The organism is Clostridium thailandense (genome assembly GCF_019207025.1).
Lineage (GTDB): Bacteria > Bacillota > Clostridia > Clostridiales > Clostridiaceae > Clostridium_AM > Clostridium_AM thailandense.
Genome location: NZ_JAEEGC010000154.1, coordinates 1 through 19,816 on the forward strand (window position 1 = coordinate 1; position 19,816 = coordinate 19,816).

At 45.2% G+C, this 19,816-nt stretch carries 21 protein-coding genes and 1 pseudogene; 4 read left to right on the forward strand and 18 right to left on the reverse strand.

Features of this window, described 5'->3' with window-relative positions; all coding sequences use genetic code 11:
* Positions 1 to 216 precede the first annotated feature (216 nt).
* Positions 217 to 585: pseudogene (gene tnpA / locus I6U48_RS24675) on the forward strand (IS200/IS605 family transposase); the annotation flags it as partial.
* An 11-nt stretch (positions 586 to 596) separates the two neighbouring features.
* Here tnpA and I6U48_RS24680 read toward each other — a convergent pair.
* From I6U48_RS24680 to I6U48_RS24705, 6 genes are all read right to left on the reverse strand, one after another.
* A complete protein-coding gene (locus tag I6U48_RS24680) occupies positions 597 to 2,279 on the reverse strand; it encodes a recombinase family protein (RefSeq protein ID WP_218323138.1) in 1,683 nt (560 codons plus the stop codon).
* A 140-nt stretch (positions 2,280 to 2,419) separates the two neighbouring features.
* Positions 2,420 to 2,683: a DUF6870 family protein gene (locus tag I6U48_RS24685; protein ID WP_218323139.1), complete on the reverse strand. Its 264-nt coding sequence runs from the start codon at positions 2,681 to 2,683 to the stop codon at positions 2,420 to 2,422.
* Between the two features lie 599 nt (positions 2,684 to 3,282).
* Positions 3,283 to 3,702, reverse strand: a complete 420-nt coding sequence (locus tag I6U48_RS24690) for an RNA polymerase sigma factor (protein WP_218323140.1) — start codon at positions 3,700 to 3,702, stop codon at positions 3,283 to 3,285.
* A gap of 487 nt (positions 3,703 to 4,189) precedes the next feature.
* Positions 4,190 to 4,987, reverse strand: a complete 798-nt coding sequence (proB, locus tag I6U48_RS24695) for a glutamate 5-kinase (protein WP_218323141.1) — start codon at positions 4,985 to 4,987, stop codon at positions 4,190 to 4,192.
* Between the two features lies 1 nt (position 4,988).
* Positions 4,989 to 5,528, reverse strand: a complete 540-nt coding sequence (locus I6U48_RS24700) for a prolyl-tRNA synthetase associated domain-containing protein (protein WP_218323142.1) — start codon at positions 5,526 to 5,528, stop codon at positions 4,989 to 4,991.
* A complete protein-coding gene (locus tag I6U48_RS24705; RefSeq protein WP_218323143.1) occupies positions 5,512 to 6,432 on the reverse strand; it encodes a DMT family transporter in 921 nt (306 codons plus the stop codon). The genes I6U48_RS24700 and I6U48_RS24705 overlap by 17 nt, the downstream gene beginning before the upstream one ends.
* 149 nt (positions 6,433 to 6,581) lie before the next feature.
* Between I6U48_RS24705 and I6U48_RS24710 the strand changes: the two genes are divergently transcribed.
* Positions 6,582 to 7,472: a LysR family transcriptional regulator gene (locus tag I6U48_RS24710; RefSeq protein WP_218323144.1), complete on the forward strand. Its 891-nt coding sequence runs from the start codon at positions 6,582 to 6,584 to the stop codon at positions 7,470 to 7,472.
* Positions 7,473 to 7,670: 198 nt separating this feature from the next.
* Here I6U48_RS24710 and I6U48_RS24715 read toward each other — a convergent pair whose 3' ends face one another.
* Together I6U48_RS24715 and I6U48_RS24720 are read right to left on the reverse strand one after the other, a co-directional pair.
* Positions 7,671 to 9,071, reverse strand: coding sequence for a relaxase/mobilization nuclease domain-containing protein (locus tag I6U48_RS24715; protein WP_218323145.1), 1,401 nt, complete (start codon positions 9,069 to 9,071; stop codon positions 7,671 to 7,673).
* Positions 9,072 to 9,151: 80 nt separating this feature from the next.
* A complete protein-coding gene (locus I6U48_RS24720) occupies positions 9,152 to 9,451 on the reverse strand; it encodes a CD1845 family protein (RefSeq protein ID WP_021167994.1) in 300 nt (99 codons plus the stop codon).
* Positions 9,452 to 9,740: 289 nt separating this feature from the next.
* Between I6U48_RS24720 and I6U48_RS24725 the strand changes: the two genes are divergently transcribed.
* Together I6U48_RS24725 and I6U48_RS24730 are read left to right on the forward strand one after the other, a co-directional pair.
* Positions 9,741 to 11,177: an AAA family ATPase gene (locus tag I6U48_RS24725; RefSeq protein WP_218323146.1), complete on the forward strand. Its 1,437-nt coding sequence runs from the start codon at positions 9,741 to 9,743 to the stop codon at positions 11,175 to 11,177.
* The gene (locus I6U48_RS24730) at positions 11,177 to 11,854 is read left to right on the forward strand and encodes a hypothetical protein (protein ID WP_218323147.1); all 678 of its coding nucleotides are present in this window, start codon (positions 11,177 to 11,179) and stop codon (positions 11,852 to 11,854) included. Before I6U48_RS24725 ends, I6U48_RS24730 begins: the two co-directional genes overlap by 1 nt.
* Positions 11,855 to 11,907: 53 nt before the next feature.
* On the opposite strand, the gene I6U48_RS24735 is transcribed toward I6U48_RS24730, so the two are convergent.
* The 10 genes from I6U48_RS24735 to I6U48_RS24780 all read right to left on the reverse strand — a co-directional run.
* Positions 11,908 to 12,255, reverse strand: coding sequence for a plasmid mobilization protein (locus I6U48_RS24735; protein ID WP_218323148.1), 348 nt, complete (start codon positions 12,253 to 12,255; stop codon positions 11,908 to 11,910).
* Positions 12,252 to 12,434 (reverse strand): DUF4316 domain-containing protein, encoded by a 183-nt coding sequence (locus I6U48_RS24740; protein WP_218323149.1) that lies wholly within the window; start codon positions 12,432 to 12,434, stop codon positions 12,252 to 12,254. The genes I6U48_RS24735 and I6U48_RS24740 overlap by 4 nt, the downstream gene beginning before the upstream one ends.
* A gap of 49 nt (positions 12,435 to 12,483) precedes the next feature.
* Positions 12,484 to 13,071 (reverse strand): defense against restriction DarA-related protein, encoded by a 588-nt coding sequence (locus I6U48_RS24745; RefSeq protein WP_218323150.1) that lies wholly within the window; start codon positions 13,069 to 13,071, stop codon positions 12,484 to 12,486.
* Positions 13,072 to 13,212: 141 nt separating this feature from the next.
* Positions 13,213 to 13,590, reverse strand: a complete 378-nt coding sequence (locus I6U48_RS24750) for a cysteine-rich VLP domain-containing protein (RefSeq protein WP_218323151.1) — start codon at positions 13,588 to 13,590, stop codon at positions 13,213 to 13,215.
* A 205-nt stretch (positions 13,591 to 13,795) separates the two neighbouring features.
* Positions 13,796 to 14,467: a DUF4366 domain-containing protein gene (locus I6U48_RS24755; protein ID WP_218323152.1), complete on the reverse strand. Its 672-nt coding sequence runs from the start codon at positions 14,465 to 14,467 to the stop codon at positions 13,796 to 13,798.
* Entirely contained in the window at positions 14,464 to 14,733 is a 270-nt protein-coding gene (locus I6U48_RS24760; RefSeq protein ID WP_218323153.1) for a DUF4315 family protein, read from the reverse strand. The genes I6U48_RS24755 and I6U48_RS24760 overlap by 4 nt, the downstream gene beginning before the upstream one ends.
* Before the next feature lie 20 nt (positions 14,734 to 14,753).
* Entirely contained in the window at positions 14,754 to 16,505 is a 1,752-nt protein-coding gene (locus I6U48_RS24765) for a C40 family peptidase (RefSeq protein WP_218323154.1), read from the reverse strand.
* Positions 16,498 to 18,861, reverse strand: a complete 2,364-nt coding sequence (locus I6U48_RS24770; RefSeq protein ID WP_376774600.1) for a VirB4-like conjugal transfer ATPase, CD1110 family — start codon at positions 18,859 to 18,861, stop codon at positions 16,498 to 16,500. The genes I6U48_RS24765 and I6U48_RS24770 overlap by 8 nt, the downstream gene beginning before the upstream one ends.
* Entirely contained in the window at positions 18,809 to 19,204 is a 396-nt protein-coding gene (locus I6U48_RS24775; protein ID WP_218323155.1) for a PrgI family protein, read from the reverse strand. Before I6U48_RS24775 ends, I6U48_RS24770 begins: the two co-directional genes overlap by 53 nt.
* Positions 19,205 to 19,371: 167 nt before the next feature.
* Positions 19,372 to 19,816: ATP-binding protein (locus I6U48_RS24780; protein ID WP_218323156.1), on the reverse strand; the 445-nt coding region annotated here is incomplete at its 5' end.

A 19,816-nucleotide genomic window follows, 5' to 3' on the forward strand; every position in this document is an offset into this window, starting at 1 on the left:
ATCATGATTGTCTGTCGCACTTAGGTAAGTGCGACAGCCCCTTCTGTCGCACTTAGGTAAGTGCGACAGCCCCTTCTTATTGTTTTATGAATACCACGGGTTAAACCCGTGGTTCCAAAAAGCTTATAGCTATGAGTAGAAAAAAATAAAACCTCCGATGTAAAATGAAAGTAGGTTTGCCGACCACAATCATAAAACAAAGGAGGTACATCCAATATGGATAATAGTAGTTTAGCACATACAAAATCAGATTGTAAATATCATATAGTTTTTGCGCCTAAATATAGGAGGCAAATAATATATGGAAAAATAAAGGCAGATATAGGTCAAATACTAAGAAAACTATGCGAAATGAAAGGTGTAAAAATTATAGAAGCAAATGCATGTAAAGATCATATACATATGCTTGTGGATATACCACCAAAATTAAGTGTATCACAATTTATGGGATATCTAAAAGGAAAGAGTTCATTAATGATATTTGATAGACATGCAAATTTGAAATATAAATATGGAAACAGACAGTTTTGGTGTAAAGGATATTATGAGTGTTATATATTAGGAAAACCAACAAGCTCTGTTCGTGTATAGGTGTCTTATCCTACCTGTAAATGCGAGTTGACTTCGATATACTGGATAATGCGGCGTAACTCGTCTGCAAACTTAAACCGTATGCTGATGTCGCCGCCCTCGTATACCTTGATATGGTCAACCAGTTCAATTAAGATTTCCCTTGTCAGCTTGTCGATATTCTCGTATTTTCGGAAAGTTGCTAAAAAAGGATTTTCGGTGTCAATGCCATTTTCCAGTTCGTCCCGCTCTTTTTTCAGATTGGTAATCACTGTGCCAATGGCTTCATTTTGCTGTTCGTAATCTTCACTCATGTGGCGGTAATCATTATGTGTTATATGACCGTCTTTCCAGTCCTGATAAAGTGCTTGCTTGTACCGCATGATTTTGGCAAGCTCTTTTTCTTTTGCGGTAATCAATTCATTCAGCCGTATCGACTGGCTTTTTTTGAGCGGAGCCAAGTTGATTTTTGATACAATAGCGGAATAGCTGACTGCAAGATGTACCTGTTGCCGGATTGCATAGAGTACAGCCGCTTCAAGCCTTGTGCTTTTAATAGAGTGCATAGTGCAGGCTTTTTTAGAAAGGCTCTTGTATGTTCCGCATTGGTAGTAAACGTATAATTCCTTGCTTGCTATCCGCGACATTGCCCGTCCACAATCCCCACAGCGGAGAAAGCCGCTGAACAGATAAAGCTGTTTCTGTTTTGGAGAAGTGCGGGTGTCACGCTTTAGCAGTTGTTTAACCTTTTCGAAGGCTTCGCGGTCAATAATCGGTTCATGGGTATTTTGGACAACGATCCAGTCTTTTTCAGGTACAGCTTCGATTTTGTGTATCTTGTAGCTTTTCACACGGTTTCGCCCCTGTGCCATATCTCCAACATAGACGGGATTTTTCAACATATTGCTGATAGTAATGGTACTCCACATGGGCTGTGTCTGTCCGTTGGGGCATTTGTACTTTAATCCCTGACTTTGCTTGTAAACAGAAGGGCACATAACACCGTGATCGTTTAGATGATTCACAATATCCCTGACGGTCATACCGCTTAGATACATGGAAAAAATCTGCTTTACCACTTCGGCGGCTTCATAGTCTACCAACAAAGCGTGTTTATCATCGGGGGATTTGATGTAACCATAGGGAGCATAGGAGCCGATAAATTCACCGTTGCGCTTTTTATAGTCAAACACTTGCCGGATTTTCTTTGAGGTCTGATAGCAGTATTGGTCGTTCATCACGTTTGTTATGGGAACAAGAATACTGGAAACGCTGTCGGGATTTTTATAACTGTCTATCCCCTCGGCAAGACTGATAAACCGCACGTTCATTTTTACAAACAGGCTTTCAATCAGTTCTCCCGCTTCATAATAGTTTCTGGAAAGGCGGGAAAGGTCTTTGACGATAACGCAGTTTACTTTCCTTGTGTAAATATCAGTAATCAGTCTTTGAAAATCTTCGCGGTTGGTGTCCGTCCCGGTGAAGCCATCGTCAATATACGGCTCCTGAACACTTTCAAATTCGTCAATGTGCTGCTGGTAATAATCATCAAGCAAGTTTCTTTGATTTATGACGCTGTTGCTTTCATCCTTGCCCCGGTTCAAATCTTCTTTAGATAAACGGATATATTTCGCAAGATTCCAGCGTGTAAGATTATACGATAATTGAGAAACAGTCCTATTTGTTTCCCTGTTTTTGGTTCGTGCCATGCTTCCTCCTTCCTATCACATTACACCTATATTATACCATTTCAGCATGATGTGAACAATGTTGTCGAGGGCTTAAAAATGCCGTTAGATAGCGGATAGTACCGACTTCGGGCCAACTTGACCCGAAGTGACATGACCAATTATAGACCGCTTTTCTGCCGTATAAGAAAGTTGGTAATGACCTCCTGCAAGGGTGGAGCGTCCTCCGGGAACTCTACCTTTACCGCAGTATCTCCATAACGGAAGCAGTAAGGATTTTTTACCTGATTCAAAATATGTACCGCACGTTCCCCTTGAGGCAGGCTGTTATCGAAGTTGATTCCGCTAACATCTGTCAACTGTGATTTATCTACCGTGGCAATATCCACACCCTGCATTGTGTTGATTTGTTTCAGATCCACCATCGCTTTGTACCTCCTTTTCAAATGAAAAATATACTTTCAGTTTCCAGTTTGTCCTATGAGGAAACACAAACAGCCACCACTCTTATCAGCAAAAGTGATGGCTGTTAATCTTTCCTCACACTTCGGGCCAACTTGGCCCGAAGTTCAAATCTCCATTTATCATCACTGGGGAGAATACCGCGCCGTTATAAGTCGGCTTGTCGTAAGACAGAAAAAAGCAGCGCGGTACTCACTATATATAAAAGACGATAACCCGGACGGGCGGTGGCAACCGCCCTCATGGGAATTTCACCCCGCCCCATGCTGATGGCGCGACGGTCAATACTGTGACGCGTTCAAACCGTAAGTATCATTGTACCAATCAAAAGATTATCGCCAACCAGATTGCCATATCTGCCTTGTCACAGTTGGTAGGAATCGCTCACGCTCCATTTGGTCTTTCCCCCTTTCAACGGGCGGTCTTGGCATACCCTGCGGCTTGGCTCCCTTTTGATTGAACGTATCCGGGTTATCGGTATTCAGTTGTCAAAGAACGGCAGATGGAGAAAAAACTCCTTCTAATAGCCATGTGATTTGAAAGGCAAATTCGGAACTGGAAATCAAGACTTTTTCAAAAATTTCTCCATGCTTTTCAACCCTTTCTCAATAGCAACTCTGACGGCTTTTTCATTTACACCCTCTGCCCGCGCAATATCGGATTTACTCATGCCGAGTATGTAATGGGCGTAAATTCGCTTTCCTTGCTTGTCCAGCAAGGAAGCGATCGCGGAGTGCAGTTGTTCGGCAGTAATTTTACGCTCGTAAATTTCACAAGGGGAAAGGGATACGAAAAGAATATCCTTTTCAATCCCGTCGTCAGCGTCCAGTGAATAGTGGGCTTTGTTATAGAAGCGGCGGCGAATGTAATTCTTCTCCAACCGTTCTGCTTCCAGCAAAGCGTCTTTGATTTCATCGGGTATTTCAACAATAAAATCAGCGTTATAAAACGGGTAAAAATCCCGCAGATTGATTTTAGTCATAAGACGTTCCTCCATTTCGATTTTTAGGGAATATTGAATCGAAATGGAGAGGGAGGGGAGCAGCAGCGGGGCTGGACTTCGGGCCAACTTGGCCCGAAGTGGAAAGGCTTGTCCTGTATAACTGCTGTCAAAAAAGGGGACAAAAAAACGCCTTTAAGGGAAAGCTCTCGAAAGGTGTCGAATAAAAAATGAGCGGAATGCCCGCCCATGAATTGATATAATTTTTTATAATTATGCAGAAGAAAATCTTCGGCTATATATAGCCGTCACGGTAAGGTGACGGCTCCTCCATCGACCGATACAAAGCTCTTGTACGCATAAAAGCCCTCCAATCGCATTACTGTCATTGGAAGGCCCTCAAAAGCGCGCGTTTAATTACCTACCGACACCTAGCAATTTAGGCGTTTGGCAGTTTGTTTATAGGTATATCGGCCGATATACATACTGAAAATGGTCGCAATCGTTCAGAACGATATAATAAGGGATTTCATCGTTTACCAACAAATAATGTCCCAACACTTCCTCCCTTAATAATCTCATATAGTGCAGACGGATTTTTGCCGTTTGTAATGATAGTGTCAATCCCCTGTGCAGTAGCCAGATTTGCGGCTTGTAGTTTTGTTTTCATACCACCTGTACCACGCCGGGAGCCAGCCCCTCCGGCTAAAGATTGTACGCCCTCGTCTATTACACTGATACGCTTTATCAATTTGGCGTTGGGATAAAGCCGGGGATCGTTGTCATAAAAGCCGTCAATATCGGATAAAATCACCAGCTTTTGCGCCTTGCATAGTACAGCAACAACCGCAGAGAGCATATCGTTGTCACCAAACAGTCTATCCTCCGATTCAATCTCGGTATAGCTAACCGAATCATTTTCATTCACAATCGGGATAATACCCATTTCAAGCAAAGCGTCAAAGGTGTTTGTCAGATTTTCTTTCTTTTCCTCGATTTGTATATCATCGGCGTTTAGTAGGATTTGTGCGATGGTCTTATCGTAATCATTAAAGAATTTATCATATAAGAACATGATACTGCATTGCCCAACCGCAGCCGCAGCCTGTTTCAGCCGCATGGTTGTAGGTCTTGTTTTCATTTGCAGTTTATTTGTCCCTATGGCAATCGCGCCGGAGGATACTAAAATAATCTCATACCCCATGTTGTGAACATCGGATAATGCACAGGCAAGACGGTCAAAAGAACGCAGGTCATTCTGCCCGATTTCATTTGTCAGCGTGGAAGTACCGACTTTTACAACAATTCGATTTTGATACAATCCCATATTACACCTCAACAATAGCTGGCATATGCTTCACATAAGGCAAAAAATCGTGAATGATTTGCGCCGTTTTAATCTTCATATAGCCTGTGGTTGTACCATCGCTGCACCCATACCATTCTTCATGGGTAATATCTTTATCAAAGACAATTTGTACAGCATTATCTTTATCAAGCATTGCGCTAAATACAGTTGCCGCACCGATTTTCGTTCCCAACATCTTTTCCATTAAATCCGCAGGGGCGAAAGATACACGAGCTACTCCTAACGCATTGCTGAACTCCTTTGACTTAAAAGGCTTATCGCCTACCGTAATGAACAGATAAAAGGCTGTTTGCTGACGATTGCATAGAAACAGGGTCTTTACCATCTTCATATCCAGCTTTTTGTCAATCTGAACGCAATCCTCCATTGTAATTGCTTCATCTGTATCTACGCGCTCAAATGGAATATGTAGGTCATTAAGCGTATGGTATGTTTTTTCTTGCAATTCCGTCTTAAACTCGGACGGTGCAGTCGTATAAATATCACTTACTATGAACATCGTTTTTCCCTTTCTCTTGTAACTTTTGTGAAGTATTTTTCTTCGCCCCTGATGGAGCAGTTTCACCAATCCAAATAGAACCTAACAATAGGGCAGCCCCAATCAACTGTTGCATAGTCATTACCTCTCTTACTACCAAAGCCGAAATCAATAGTGATGTAAGAGGGTCAATATAGCTCAATACGGCGATACTTTGTGCTTTTAATCCTTTCATTCCGGCAAAAAATAAATAAAATCCAATTCCACCGTGTAGGACACCCAGCAGAAGCATGAGCATAACCGTTTTACCTGTGAGAGAAGAAAAAGAAAAGCCCTCTGTGAACAATAAAAATGGGAACAGCATTATAACCGACAAGCCAAGTTGCAAAAGCGTATTTGTTAGCCCATCAAGTCCTTTAATAAATTTATTGGTCAGTGTCAAGGTGGCATAGAAACTCGCCGCAATCAGTCCATAGCCAATGCCGAGGAAATGATTCCCAGTCATTTCCTGTGTGCTGTTTTGCAATATGAGGAATAGCCCCAGCAAAGCGACACCAATACATAGAGCCTTTTTCAGTGATAGCCTCTCTTTCAATATCAAAGTTGAAAGAATGATCACCAACACAGGTGCGAAGTAGTAACTTAAAGCGGCGTTAGCAATGGTTGTTTCCTTGTACGCTTGAAATAAAAAAATCCAATTTCCGCTTAATGCAATGCTTGCTACAAGCAAAGCTGTGGCATTTTTCTTCGCAATGTCCCATGATACTTTCTGTTTCTTGAAGCTGAAAATAACCAGCAAAAATATTGCTCCAATCAGCCCCAAGAACAATGCTATCTTACAGGAAGATAGGTTGATATATTTTGCAAATACTCCAACTGCGCCGAAGATAATCATCGACAGCACAAAATATAGTTTTTCTTTCACTATATGTTCCTACTTTCTAACGATAGAAATTGATAAAGTTTCACTTGAATTTCTATTACCTATAAAGTATCATATTTTTAAGAATAACAAAAGCGAATAATTATCATATAAAACATGATAAAATCAGATAATAAAAGGATGAACATCGTATGGATATGAACATTCAAAAATATATGGCTTTTGCCAAAACAGTGGAATATGGTAGTTTTACAAAAGCTGCCGAAGTGTTGAACTATTCCCAATCCGGTATCAGCCGTATGATTAACGATTTGGAGAAAGAATGGAGCGTGTCACTTCTTGAACGTGGGCGTGCTGGTGTACGCCTGACCTCCGATGGATTAAAGCTGTTGCCGTTTGCTCAAAGCGTATGTAACGAATATCAAAAATTACAAGCGCAGGTGGACGAGTTGAACGGCTTGCAGTCGGGGTTAATTCGGATTGGTACGTTTTCCAGCGTAGCGACCCATTGGCTCCCTAATATCATCAAGGAGTTTCAAAAGGACTACCCCAATATTGATTACGAGCTTCTGCTCGGCGACTACACAGAAATTGAAAACTGGATTTTAGAGGGGCGTGTGGACTGCGGCTTCCTCAAACTTCCTACACTTGCAGAGTTTGAAACAACTTTTTTGGAACAAGATAAGTTACTCGTGGTTCTACCAGAAAATCACCCACTAGCCGATTGTGAGTGCTTTCCTGTAAAATCACTGTGTGATTATCCTTTCATGCTTTTAGAGAAAGGTGCTAAAGCTGAAATATCGGAAATATTTGAAAAATGCAATCTTAAACCAAAGGTGCATTTTACGACATGGGACGATTATGCCATCATGTCAATGGTCGAAAGTGGATTAGGTATTAGTATTTTACCGGAGCTTATTTTGCAGCGTATTCCATACCGAATTGTAATAAAGGAGCTGGACATACCTGCTTATCGTAATATTGGTCTTGCAATGAGAGATAAAAAATCTGCTTCCCTCGCAGTTAAGCGATTTTTAGACTACTTGCCATGCAGAAACAGCCTTAAAAAAGGAAATTTGTAACGGTGGTTTCTCACAATTTTCAGCCCTCCCACAAACCGGCAAGCAGGGCAAGTGTATTGACACTTGCATATTTTTGAGATTTTCCCTGACGGGAAAACCCCAAAATTGCTTGTTGGGGAGTGCCTGCCCCAAACCCTGCGACTTCGGGCCAAGTTGGCCCGAAGTCGGTGCGTTGCACCTCATGTTGCGTCATGTTCGCTATCGCTCCATTTCCTTATTTTTCTGCGTGTCCGTCAGGCCAAGCAGATGGTCTATATTGCTTTTCACTGTTACAATTTCCTGCATGGCCTTTTTGGTTTCCCTGTACTCCCGGTAAGCCTTTTTCTTGTCGGCCGACAACCGCTGAAACTCCGTTTTGAGCGTATCCATTTTTGGGAGCTTCGTCCCAGACAGCAAACGCCGGAACGTGTCCTGCGCCGCCCGGTAGGCGGCAATATCGGCTTCATGCTCTGCAAGATATTTCCGGCTGTACTTTACCACCTTGTACCCCTCAAACACAGGTCGAGCTTTCGCATAATCTACCACCGCCGCCTTTAGCTCTGCATTGATATGTAGAGCAGCTTCGGTGGCTTTTATGCTGTCTGAAAGCGTATGGAAACGGTCGGTAAGCTCTGCGGTTTTTTGCTCCAAATCCGCATATTCCATCAGGCCGTTTTCCTGCAAATACTGTAAGGCTGCCGCCATCTGCTTGAGGTTGAATACCTTTGCCCAGCATTCATAAGCCGGGCCTTTTCCGGCTTTCATACGGGATTGAATATCTACAATCAGATTGACCTTGCGCCGTTCCTGCGGAGCGGCTTTGCCCTCAATCTCCGCATGTATATCCTCCTGCCCGTAGTCCTTGCCAAGCGTAGAAGCACGGAGCCGGGTAAAGCGTTCCTGCCCCTCTGTCCGGAAGCTGATTGTGCCGCCGCGCCCCTGCTTGATTTCATAACCAGCCGCCACCATTGCCCGTAAAAAGGTGTCCATATCCGGCGGCTTCGTTGCAAGGCAAATATCAATCTGCGCCTTTAATTTCTTTTGAAAAGTGGGCAGCTTGTGACCGCCGAGCCATTCCCCATAATGCTTGAATTTTCCCTTGCTGTGGCGTTTCGGATTGGTGATAACAGACAATCCGTTTTCAAGGCATATCCGGTCGGAGAGCCGCCGCACCGCACGGGCCGAACCGATAAAATCCCGGAATTTCCGGGTGCAGTCCAGCGAGGTAGAATTGTAGTAAATATGGCAATGAGGGTGGGGGCGGTCAGCATGAGAAACCACAAAAAAAGCGTGTCGGCCTTTTGTCCAGCGCATGGCAAGGTCATAGCTGATTTTAAGGGCATTATCCGGGTCTGTTTCGCCGGGCGGGAACGCCTGCCGGATTTGATAATACAGCACATCATTCTCCCGTTTTTGTTCCCGCCCTGTGATAGCCTTATACTTTGCTTTTGAGAGTGAAAATTCTGCATCAGCCGTGGCGGGGTCACATTCATAGGCAAGAATTAAATTGCCGCCCAGGGTCTTATCTGGATTTTTCCCGTAATCAAAACCGTCCTTTAAAGTTTCCATAATGGTCATGCCGCTTCCTGTATGACGGGTTATAAGGCGGGTTGTTGCCATGTGCAGTTCCTCCTTTCCTAGAAAAAACAACTTCGGGCCAAGTTGACCCGAAGTTGCCCGGCAGTTCGGCTATGCTACTGTTAGCTTACAATGAAAAAACGAAGCGAATTGTTCAGGCTGTGCAGTCCGTCAATGAGGTATTCCGCAATAGCAGGAATCCCAAGGGGAGAGATCAAAAACGACAGGAACAGGAACACGCCGAATCCCAGCTTTTCACCGCTTATCAGCAGGGCGATACTGATAAGAACGCCTATTCCGGAAACTACCTGTAAGAAAGCGGCGGCATAGCAGAACACAAATTCAATCATGGGTGTTGCTATCGTCAGCAGAACCACAAACGGCGCGGCGATAATCTTAAATATCAGCTTGATAAACTTCATAAAAAATCTCCTTTCATTGAGTGGCTTTCTTGTTGTATCCTACCTATATTTTACCATTTCGGGCAGGGTGCAACAATGTTGTCGAGGCCACACCGATCTTGTCCCGGGACTTCGGGACAAGTTGGCCCGAAGTTAGCTATATTTGGCTTGAATCCACAAGGAAAATTATGTATAATTAGAGGGAAAAATAAAATTTTAAAGCGAAACACGGGTTGCATTATAGTTGAGTGTTAATTTATTTGTATGAAGAACGTAAACAGTAGCTTTGCTTTTTCGGAAAGGAGCAAAAATGGACATTTCTATTCATAACTGCAATAATATTGACTCTGGTGATATACATATTGAAAATGGAAGATTAAATATTAAATATGCTATTAATGGTACTGGAAAATCAACGATTGCCCAAGCTATATCTTTATATATTTCAGGTGGGGCACTAACAGATTTACGTCCATTTAAGTATTTGAATGATGGAGAAGAAGACCATAACCCAAGTGTTATGATATCTGATGCCATTCAGAAAGTGGCTGTCTTCGATGAAAAATATATTGAAACCTATGCTTATCAAAAGGATGAGTTAGTAGCGAATAGTTTTGAGATATTTGTTAAAACGCCAAAATACGAAGAACATATGCGTAAAATTTCCGAGTTAATTTCTAGCATACAAACAGCTTTCCGTGACGACCCGGATCTAGATGCCCTTATTAATGATTTGACAACTTTTATCGACGGGTTTGGGAAAGCGCAGAGCGGCTATTCAAAAGCAGGCGATCTCGGAAAAAGTATTGGTAAAGGAAACAAGCTTGAGAATGTTCCCCCTGAACTTGCTGCATATGCTCCGTATTTAAGAACAGCAGGGACAAATCTAAAATGGCTAAAGTGGCAAACCGAGGGAAAAGATTATTTGGAAATCACTGATAAATGTCCGTATTGTGTTTCCGACATTTCAACACCTAAAGAAACCATCTTAAAAGTAAGCCAAGAGTATGATACTAAATATCTTTCTTCATTAAGCAAAATACTAGATGTATTTACCTCCTTAGAGGCTTATTTTTCAGAAGATACAAAAGCGACTGTGCAAATTATTTCAAAAAATGCTACTGGTATAACAACAGAGCAAATTGAGTTTCTTAAACGACTAAAAGACGAGGTAATTACTTTACGCGATAAGTTAACTGGTTTAAAATACTTAGGTTTTGCTTCATTGAGCAATGTAGATCGGGTAGCAGATGCATTACGCGAAAACATTATTGACTTAGCCTTTTACCGTCAGTTAGAAAGCGATTATACAAAATCTAAAATTGACAGGATTAATGCTTCGCTGAACGAAGTAATTACTGTTGCGGGGCAGTTACAAGGACAAGTTGCTCAGCAAAAAGAAGAAATAAGAAAGACTATAGAAAAACATAGTAAAGACATTAATGGTTTTCTTGAATCAGCAGGTTATCAATACAAAGTTTCAATTGTTCAGTCTACAGGGGAAAGCTACCGCTTAATCTTAACTTATACAGAACAGAGCGAGGGTATCGGAAATGTAAAAGAACATTTAAGTTATGGTGAGCGAAATGCTTTCGCTTTGGTATTGTTTATGTATCAAGCACTTAAAGAAAATGCGGATTTTATAATACTTGATGATCCTATTTCATCTTTTGATAATAATAAAAAGTTTGCTATTATGTCTATGCTTTTAGAGGGACAAACTCTTTTCAAGGAAAAACTGTATTGATGTTAACACATGATTTTGAGCCAATTATTGATATTGTTTGCACCTTGCGTGATATTTTCTCACCGTCAGCAAAAGCATACTTTATTTCAAATATTAATGGAACGTTAGATGAACATGTAATTACAAATACAGATGTCAAATCATGTGTTTCGGTATGCGAAAGTAATATTGCTGATTCTGCCGATATAATCCACAAGCTGATTTATTATAGGCGGCTTGTCGAGATCAACGATCAAAAGGATATAGTTTGGGATTTACTTTCTAACGTATTTCACAAAGATAGAGATATTCCCCAAATCAAAGATGAAGACGGAAGTCTGAGGGATATGACTCCTGACGAAATTGAATTAGCTACCAGTATCATTCAACAAAAGATTGATGACTTTGATTATTCAACTGTATATGCGCGTACCAAAAATATTTCAGATATGGTAGCACTGTATCGCAACTCTGCAAGTGGCTATGAAAAGGTTCAAATATATAGGATGTTAAAAGATGGCGATATGGAACGGGGCAGCGCAATGAAAAAATATGTAGATGAAACATTCCATGTGCAAAACGATTATTTATTCCAACTTAATCCAAGGCAGTACAAGATTGTACCGCAATATGTTCTTAATTATTGTGATAATGAAATTTGCACTATTGAAGAAAGCCTTGTTCAAACAGTTGGGTAGTCCTTGCAAAAAAATAAAATATTTAAAGGGGACAGATTAATCTGTCCCCTTCATTATAGCTCCACTATCGTCGTAAGCTGTTTGAGTACCTCTGAAACCCGGCCCCATAACTCGGTATAATCCTTTTGCAGAGCGGCAATTTCAGACGGATAAACGCCGTAGGTATTGGCATGAATGGCAACCTGATTCAGATTGTTGGCACATCTGCGTTGCAGGGAAACCAGCTCCCGGACAGGAGCGAGGTCAACATTCAGCACATAGCCATTGAGTGCCATTTTGCGGATATACGCACTTAAATTCTGTGTTCCGACCTGTGCCATACGTTCCCCAATGGCGGCGTATTCTTCCTCACTCACCCAAACGTAGAGGGGAACGCCCCGCCTGCGTTTGGGGCGGCTCACCGTTCCTCCCGTTCCCGGCTCCGGCGTTTTGCCGGCGGCTCCTTTACCCGGTCTTTGGGTTTTTCCTGCGGTATGGCCTGCGGAACAGGCAGAGGGGCATTATTGGGAATCCCATCAATCATGTTATAATTCTGTTCCGTGGAAAGCTCTGCATTTTTCGAATAATTATCCTTTTCCATTCTAAAAAACCTCCTTTTTGTGACTTCGGGCCAAGTTGACCCGAAGTGTTTACCTTTCTTTCTCTGTGCCTTTTTTGGGAGCAGGACGGGCGGCGTTGCCCTGTGCTGCCTGCTTTGCTCCCTCTGCCAGCCGGGCGGCAATGGATTTACTTTCTCCCGGTTCCCGCATGGGGGCTTTTCTATCGGGATTGCCGGGAGCCGCCCGAAGCTCATAATCGTCCACCTGCTTTGCTGTCAGGGGCGCGCCATACACAAGATAGCCCCACGCCAGAAAGCGGCCCTGTTCCACGCTTTCCCGCTTATCAAAATTCACAAGATACAGCGGGCCGTTCTCCGTTTTGGGGAACGTACCAATATCCACCGGCCTTTGCGTGGAATAATACTTGTAAGCCGTTTTTTCGGATACGCCGTAATCATGCTGATACTCCGAAACACGGTTCGCATAATCCCGTGTGGCGGCGGCTTTATCGGTGATATAGTGTCCCCAATAATAATCGCGCCTGCCGCTTTCGTCCTCGGTAAACTGCCATGTGGCAAAAGGCTGTACCGCCTGCGGATTTTCCCCCAAAACAAAGCCACGGCCATTCTCAAAGACAATGGCCCGTTTGATTTCATATCCTTTTACGTTATCGCTCATTTTCCCCTCCGTTCTCATACATAGAAATGTCACGCTGTTACCCTCAAAAAGCGGGGGCAGGAAGCATAGATACCTTTTCATTGAAACCGGGGCCGGAAAGCCCCGAAAATCAAGGCTTTTTCAACCAAACTTCGTGACACCTTACCCCTTGTTTCTGCGCCTGTGCCGCTGTTGGCGGCGACGGTCTGATTCGCGTTTTCCTTTTTGACGGCAGGCTTCGGAACAATAGGTCTTACTGGTAACAGGAAGATAGGCCGCACCGCAGATCGGGCAGGTCTTACGGGAAAGCAAAGCAGGGGTTCCGGCTAAATCAGCTTCCAGTACCGAGTCAAGCGGAAGCACGGCGGTTTGAAAATATTTGCAGTATGCGCCCGTCCAGTATTTATCCAGCATGTAGCAGCCGCCATAATCAAGGGGCAGACAGCCGTATTCCGGGTCATAGTTGGCACACATACCTGTTACCAGCCTGCGGATTGCGGCACGTTCCCGGCGGGTCAGTTCCCGGGGTTCGGCACTCATAAGTCCGACTTCGGGCCAACTTGGCCCGAAGTTCCCTCCCTTTGCGGAAAAATCAAATCCCGGTAACAAACGTCCACACAAACAGAGCCGTTCCAATAACTGCAATCCCGGCAGGGGGAGCTTTTCGGCGGTTTGCGCACCGGAGCCGGGCGGCAGGGGCGGGGCTTTTCTTTCATCATTTTTTCATAGGAGCTGTTGGTGAAATTCATACGTCCTCCCCGGTATCAGAAGTATCCCCGTCTACTTCCCACGGCGGGGTATCGTCCTCCTGCTCGTCGTAGGGGGCGGCTTCGTATTCGTCAAATTCGTCCTCTGCCAAAGCGGCCTGTTCTTGCTTCGGACGGTAAATCTTAAAATAATATCCGGCTCCGCCGCCAACCACTACAACCGCCAGCACCAGCAGGAGCATTGCAGGATTACTTTTTTGCTCCGGCTTCGTAGAGGTTTCTAAAGAAGTTTCAGAGCTTATATCTGTTTCAGAATCGCTTTCCGGCTCGGGAGTGGATACAACGGCGGTTTCATTTTCCACCGTATCCTCGGACTTCTCCGCAAGAGCCAGCAGGTCTTTTTCCGTCACAGCGTTCAAAAAATATACATTGTCCGTTTCCCGCTGAAGGTCAATTACAAGATAGAATACATTTTCGTCAGCGGTGGTAATGGTGTAAAACTGCTTTCCGTCCTCGTCCGTGGCGGTATTGACTACCGTTCCCGTTCCGGCAGGGGTAAAGGGATTGGGGTCGCTGGTTGTTTCAGAAGTTGCCGGAGCTTCTGTTACCTCCGGGGTTTCCTCACCTCCGCTGGCATAGGCCACGGTGCTAAAGGAAAATGCCATTAAAAAAACGGCGCACAGCGCCGCCGTCATACGAAATTTTCTCATTCTTCGATTTCCTCCTTTTCAGTTTGAACGGGTACTGCGGACTTCGGGCCAAGTTGGCCCGAAGTGGCGCCGCCTGCCTTTGCTACTTTCAGCAGGTCGGCAAGGTCGGTCAGGGAAATATCCATGCCGCGCACCGCGTCTACAATTTCCAGATTTTCAAGCTCGGTTTTCTGCTTTTCCAGCTCCCGCAGCTTTGTTTGAAACTCATTGATTTTATCCTTTGTTTTCTGTATATCCTTGCAAACACGTTCAATTTTTACGTTCAAAAGTTACCTCCTATTTTTCGTTAGGGCAAACGCCCATAGCCTAAAAAATGACTTTGCCAGTAGCTTGTATTGATCGAAGTGTACTGTATGGGGGAGCCGCAATGAATCATCATGCCGTTTCCAACGTAAATCCCCACATGGCTTGCGCCGGAAGTGTCGTAAGTGCCTTGAAAGAAAATCAGGTCGCCGGGCTGTGCTTCGTCCGATGGAATATGGGAACAGTAATTGAAAAGCCCTGTTGCAGTAGTTCGTCCCACGCTGCCCACGCCCGATTGATTGATTACCCAACACACAAAGCCGCTACAATCAAAGGAAGTGGTGGGAGAAGAACCGCCCCAAACATAGGGGTAGCCTAAATATTTCTCGGCTTCGGCAATCATGGCGGCAAATTCCGGGTCGGCCAGAGCTTCCGGCGGTATGTCGTAATCGGTGTATTCTTCCGCATGGGCGTAAATGTTTCCCTCAAACAGATAAGGGCGGTTGCCTTTGGTCTTTTGGTAAATGGCATAGCGTTCCGTCTGCTCCGGGTCGAGATTGGCAAGGGCTACGGCTCCCAGCGACTTATTTTTCAAAGATACGTTGAGGATATAGTAATTGTAGGGAACCTCGTAGGTATCGGTATGGGTTTCGCCGTTTTCGTCCGTCCATGTGTCGGTTTCTGTGCGGTAGCGTACCTCTACCGTTTCCGTAATGGTAAGGATATACTGCTGTCCGAACAGGGCTTGCAGTTCAGCTTGAACCTGCGCCGGGGTGTAACCGCCGTATTTGGTGGTCAGGTAGGAAGCCAACTCAAAGGGGTCATGCCCGATTTCGTCCACGGAATAGCGATACTCGTCATAGCCGGGATAATCGCTTTCTATTCGGGAGAGCCGTTCCCGCAAATCCTTTTCCAGTGCGGTATAGCGTTCTTCCACGGCTTCAATATCGCTGTCCGACGAACCGTAGGAAGTGCCACCTACCACGCTAATCAAGCCGTTGCCAATGGTGGTGATTCCCGCCATGCAGGATTGCAGAACCACAATCAGCAGGAATAGCACCAGCCCAAGCAATAGAATTTTAGGATTACGCTTTATAAAGGCCGCAACCGTCCGGGTTGCTTTTTCTGTGAAGCGTACTGCTTTTTTACCTTGCTTTGCCGCTTCTTTTGTCTGCTTTCGGTACTGCTTTTTTAGCTGTTGCTTTTGCCAGAACCGGGAAACCGGATTGCTTTGCAAGCCCGGATTGTCCTGCACAAGCTGGCGGTAGGCGTAATCGGCGTTTGCGCTGATATGTCTGTTTTCCCACTTGCGAACCTGCCGGGCGGGACGGGTGCGGATACGGTGCTTCATAAAACGTGTGCCGCCCTGGACAAGATGTTCCCCGGCAAGCTCGGTTTTGTGGGCGGCTTCCGTTCCCACGTTTTCATGCTCCACTTGATGGATTTTTCCATGCACATACCGCCATGACTGATACCGGATGGCACGGCTGACTGCTTTTACCGGGCCGGGATTTTTCTGCGGCTTCTGGTTCGCCAATTTCTCACGGGCGGTATTCAGCTTTTCGCCGCTTTTTTCCATACGGAGCTTTGATTTCTCCATGCGCTTACCGTCCGGCGGGGTGTCCGTTTTTTCATTACCGGGCGGTGGCTCTCCGTCACGCCGCAGACGTTCCGAAGGGCGGGGCTTTTTGCTATCCTGCCGGAGCTTTGCCGACTTCGGGTCAAGTTGGCCCGAAGTTGCCGACTGTCCCTTTGGCGTAAACCGCAATTGGCCCGGCCTGCCCGTATCACGCATTTTGGGCCTCCCTGATATCCTCCGGCCTTGTGGTTAGCAGATTGTAGATTTCTCCACGCGGGAAACGGTCTACAAAGGGAATGGTGGTATTGCCGTAGAATAAAAGTCCCTCACCGGAATTGCTGTGGGCGATATAGGATAGCTGATGTTCCGATATGCCAAGCTGTTTGGCGAGGATTGCCCGGTCGCCCTGTGCCTGTGACAGCAGTATCATAAAATCGCTGTTTTCCAAGATATTTTCAATCTCACGGCTGGCTAAAAGGTCTTTCACGTTCTGCGTGAGGGCACTCGGCACACAGCCTTTTTTACGAAGCATTTTCCACACACGGACAAAGTAGCTGGCGCTCAATGCGTCCTGCAACAAAATGTGAAATTCGTCATAGTAGCACCAGGTCGCAAGACTTCTGGAAAAATTCTCATCTACCGCCTGTGTCACCAGTTCATTTGTAATGTGCATGGCGATTTTTCTTAGGTTTTCGCCCATGCTTTTCAACACGATACAGGTAATGCGGTTGTCGGTCTGCACGTTGGTAGGATGGTTAAACATATTGAGGGAGCCTGTGCAGTAAAGCTCCAGTGCGGTTGCAATCCGTCTGGCTTCCGGTTCGGGTTGCTGGCACAGGGTTTTATACAGGTCTTGCAGAAGCGGCATTTTTCCGTCCCCGATACCAAGGGCAAGCTCCCGGTACACCAGCCGCACACAACGGTCAATCACCGTTTTTTCAATGGGCTGTAACCCCTCCTTGCCGCCGATAATCAATTCACATAAGGACAATAAAAAATCCGCTTTCATCGAAAGCGGGCTGTCCTCTCCGGCTAAGTTCAGTTTTAAGTCCATTGGGTTGATGTGATGGGGGCTGTCCGGCGATATTTCTATGACCTCCCCGCCAAGCCGCCTGACCAGCGGGGCATATTCGCCCATTGGGTCTACCACGATAATGCGATCTTTGGTAGCAAGAAACACATTGATTAGCTCACGCTTTGCGGCGAAGCTTTTGCCAGAGCCGGTGGAACCAAGATATAAACCGTTGGCGGATTTCAGTTTTTTGCGGTCTGCTACGATAACATTGTGGGAAAGAGCGTTCATTCCGTAGTATAAAGCCTGCCCGTCCATGCGAAGCTCCTGCGTCATAAAGGGAACGAAAATCGCCGTGGAGCTTGTTGTCATACCCCGCTGTATCTCGATTCCGTTGTACCCAAGAGAGAGCGAGGACATAAAGCCCTGTTCCTGCTGAAAATCCAGCCGTTTGAGAAAGCAGTTGTATTTCTGCGTAATGCCCGATACCGTGAAAATATCATTTTCCAACTGCTGACGGGTGGGTGCTGTGTTCACCACAAGGAATGTAAGAAGAAACATTCGCTCGTTGCGGCTCTGTAAATCTGCCAAGAGTGCCGCCGCGTCCTTACTGTAAGTGAGCAAATCCGGGGGCAGAATATCAATGTCATACCCGGCTCGGGCGGCTTTTTTCTGCTCGTCCATTTTCATACGGTCTATGTCGGTCAGTTTGGCCTTGACCGTTTTCACCGCTTTGGTCTGGTCTACGGTCTGGATATGCAGGGTAATGGTCATTTCCGCGTCCACCTCCAAAAGCTCCGCTAACAGCTTGTCGGAAAGCTCGGAAGCCATAATCTGCATATACAGAGCCGCGCCCCATGTGGTTCCCACACGAAAGGCGCGGCTTTGGCGAAAGTCAAAGGACGTGGGCGCGATAAAATCCTTTGTTCCCATTCCGGTTTTGGGTATCATATCCCACGAAAAGCGGAACGGTTCCCATCCTCCAGGATGTAGCTGGCTGTGCAGCACCTCCAAGCGTTCCCGCCCGGAAAGGGTTGCCGACTGTACGCCCAGCTTCTTGAAGTTCCCCACAATATCCGCTTCGATACGCTCCAAGCGTGGGCGTGCCGCCGCGATCCCGTCCGCTTGAATCCCGAAAGTGATGTATTTGAAGCGGACAATTCCGTTGTTGCTTTTGGCAATCTGGTTTTCCAGCATGGCGGTAAATTCGCGCCGGATACTGTTGAAATCGTCGTCCTGCGGGGATATATTCATGCTGTAACGGTTCTCCGGGCGAGAGCGGTGGTTGATAAAGGAAAGCTGAAAGGGCAAAGCACTGTCAAAGTAATTGAGGAAGCCGCAGTACCCATCAAAAATGGTGCTTTGGTCGTCACTGGAAGCCACGGCGTAGTTAATATCCTCATAGGAAAGGGTCTTAGTGTAGTAGCCCTCCCGCACTTTGCAGATACCGTCTTTCAGCATTTCCTTATAGGGAATGGTATGCTGTGCCGACTGCGGCCCGCGCTTTTTAGGCTTTCCGCTTTTTGTGGGAACGGACGGGCGTTTTGTTTTTCGTGCCATTGGGTGAAACCTCCTTTCCGGGGTTGCTTAGGTAGGAATAGAAATTCTGTGTCTGATAGGGGCGTGTGCGGGGCCATAGGAATTTGGAACGGACAATATTTCGCACCACCTTTTCCAGCGGCTGTCCGTCACGCTCATACATGGCAATAAGAAAGCAAGGGAGCATAAGAGCAATCATTAAGAGCATAGCCCCGGTATTGCCAATGGCGGTACGGGTAAACAGATAAGTCGGGATACCGACTACCGCCGCCGCTCCGAAGCATAAAAGCTGGCGTTTGGTGAGATTGAACGCCACTTTGGTTTTTATTTTCGATAAATCGTTTGGTACGCTTACATAGGCCAATGAAAAATCCTCCTTTCCGACTTCGGGTCAAGTTGGCCCGAAGTGTCAGCGTTCTGCGCTGTGAGCGGGAACCGTCTGCCGGGCTGGGGTCTTTTCCAATCCAGTTGTAAATGTCAATATCAAAATGTTGAAAAGTTCCAACATGGAAATGCATAAATATTTGATAATTAATCAGAAGCTCTTTCTTGCTGAATTAGCTCAAAAACATCTTTTGTTCTGTATGAAGGTCCAATGATTTTCACAATATGAGAATGATGTAACAATCTATCTAGTATAGCATTTGCTAAGGTTATATCTGAAAAAACATCTCCCCATTTACTAAAAGGTTGATTAGTTGTTATTATAGTAGAATTATGTTCATATCTCTTTGTTATTAGTTGAAAAAATAAGTTAGCGCCCAAGCGATCAATTGGAAGGTACCCAATTTCATCAATGATCAGTAGGCGGTATTTATTGTAATGCTTTAACCTTGATTCTAAACGATTTTCATCATATGCTTTCCTTAAATTTTGTATTAAATCATGGCAGCTAATGAAATATGTAAGATATCGCTTACTTGCAGCTTCAACGCCTATAGCGGTAGCTAAATGGGTTTTTCCGTTATGGAAAGTT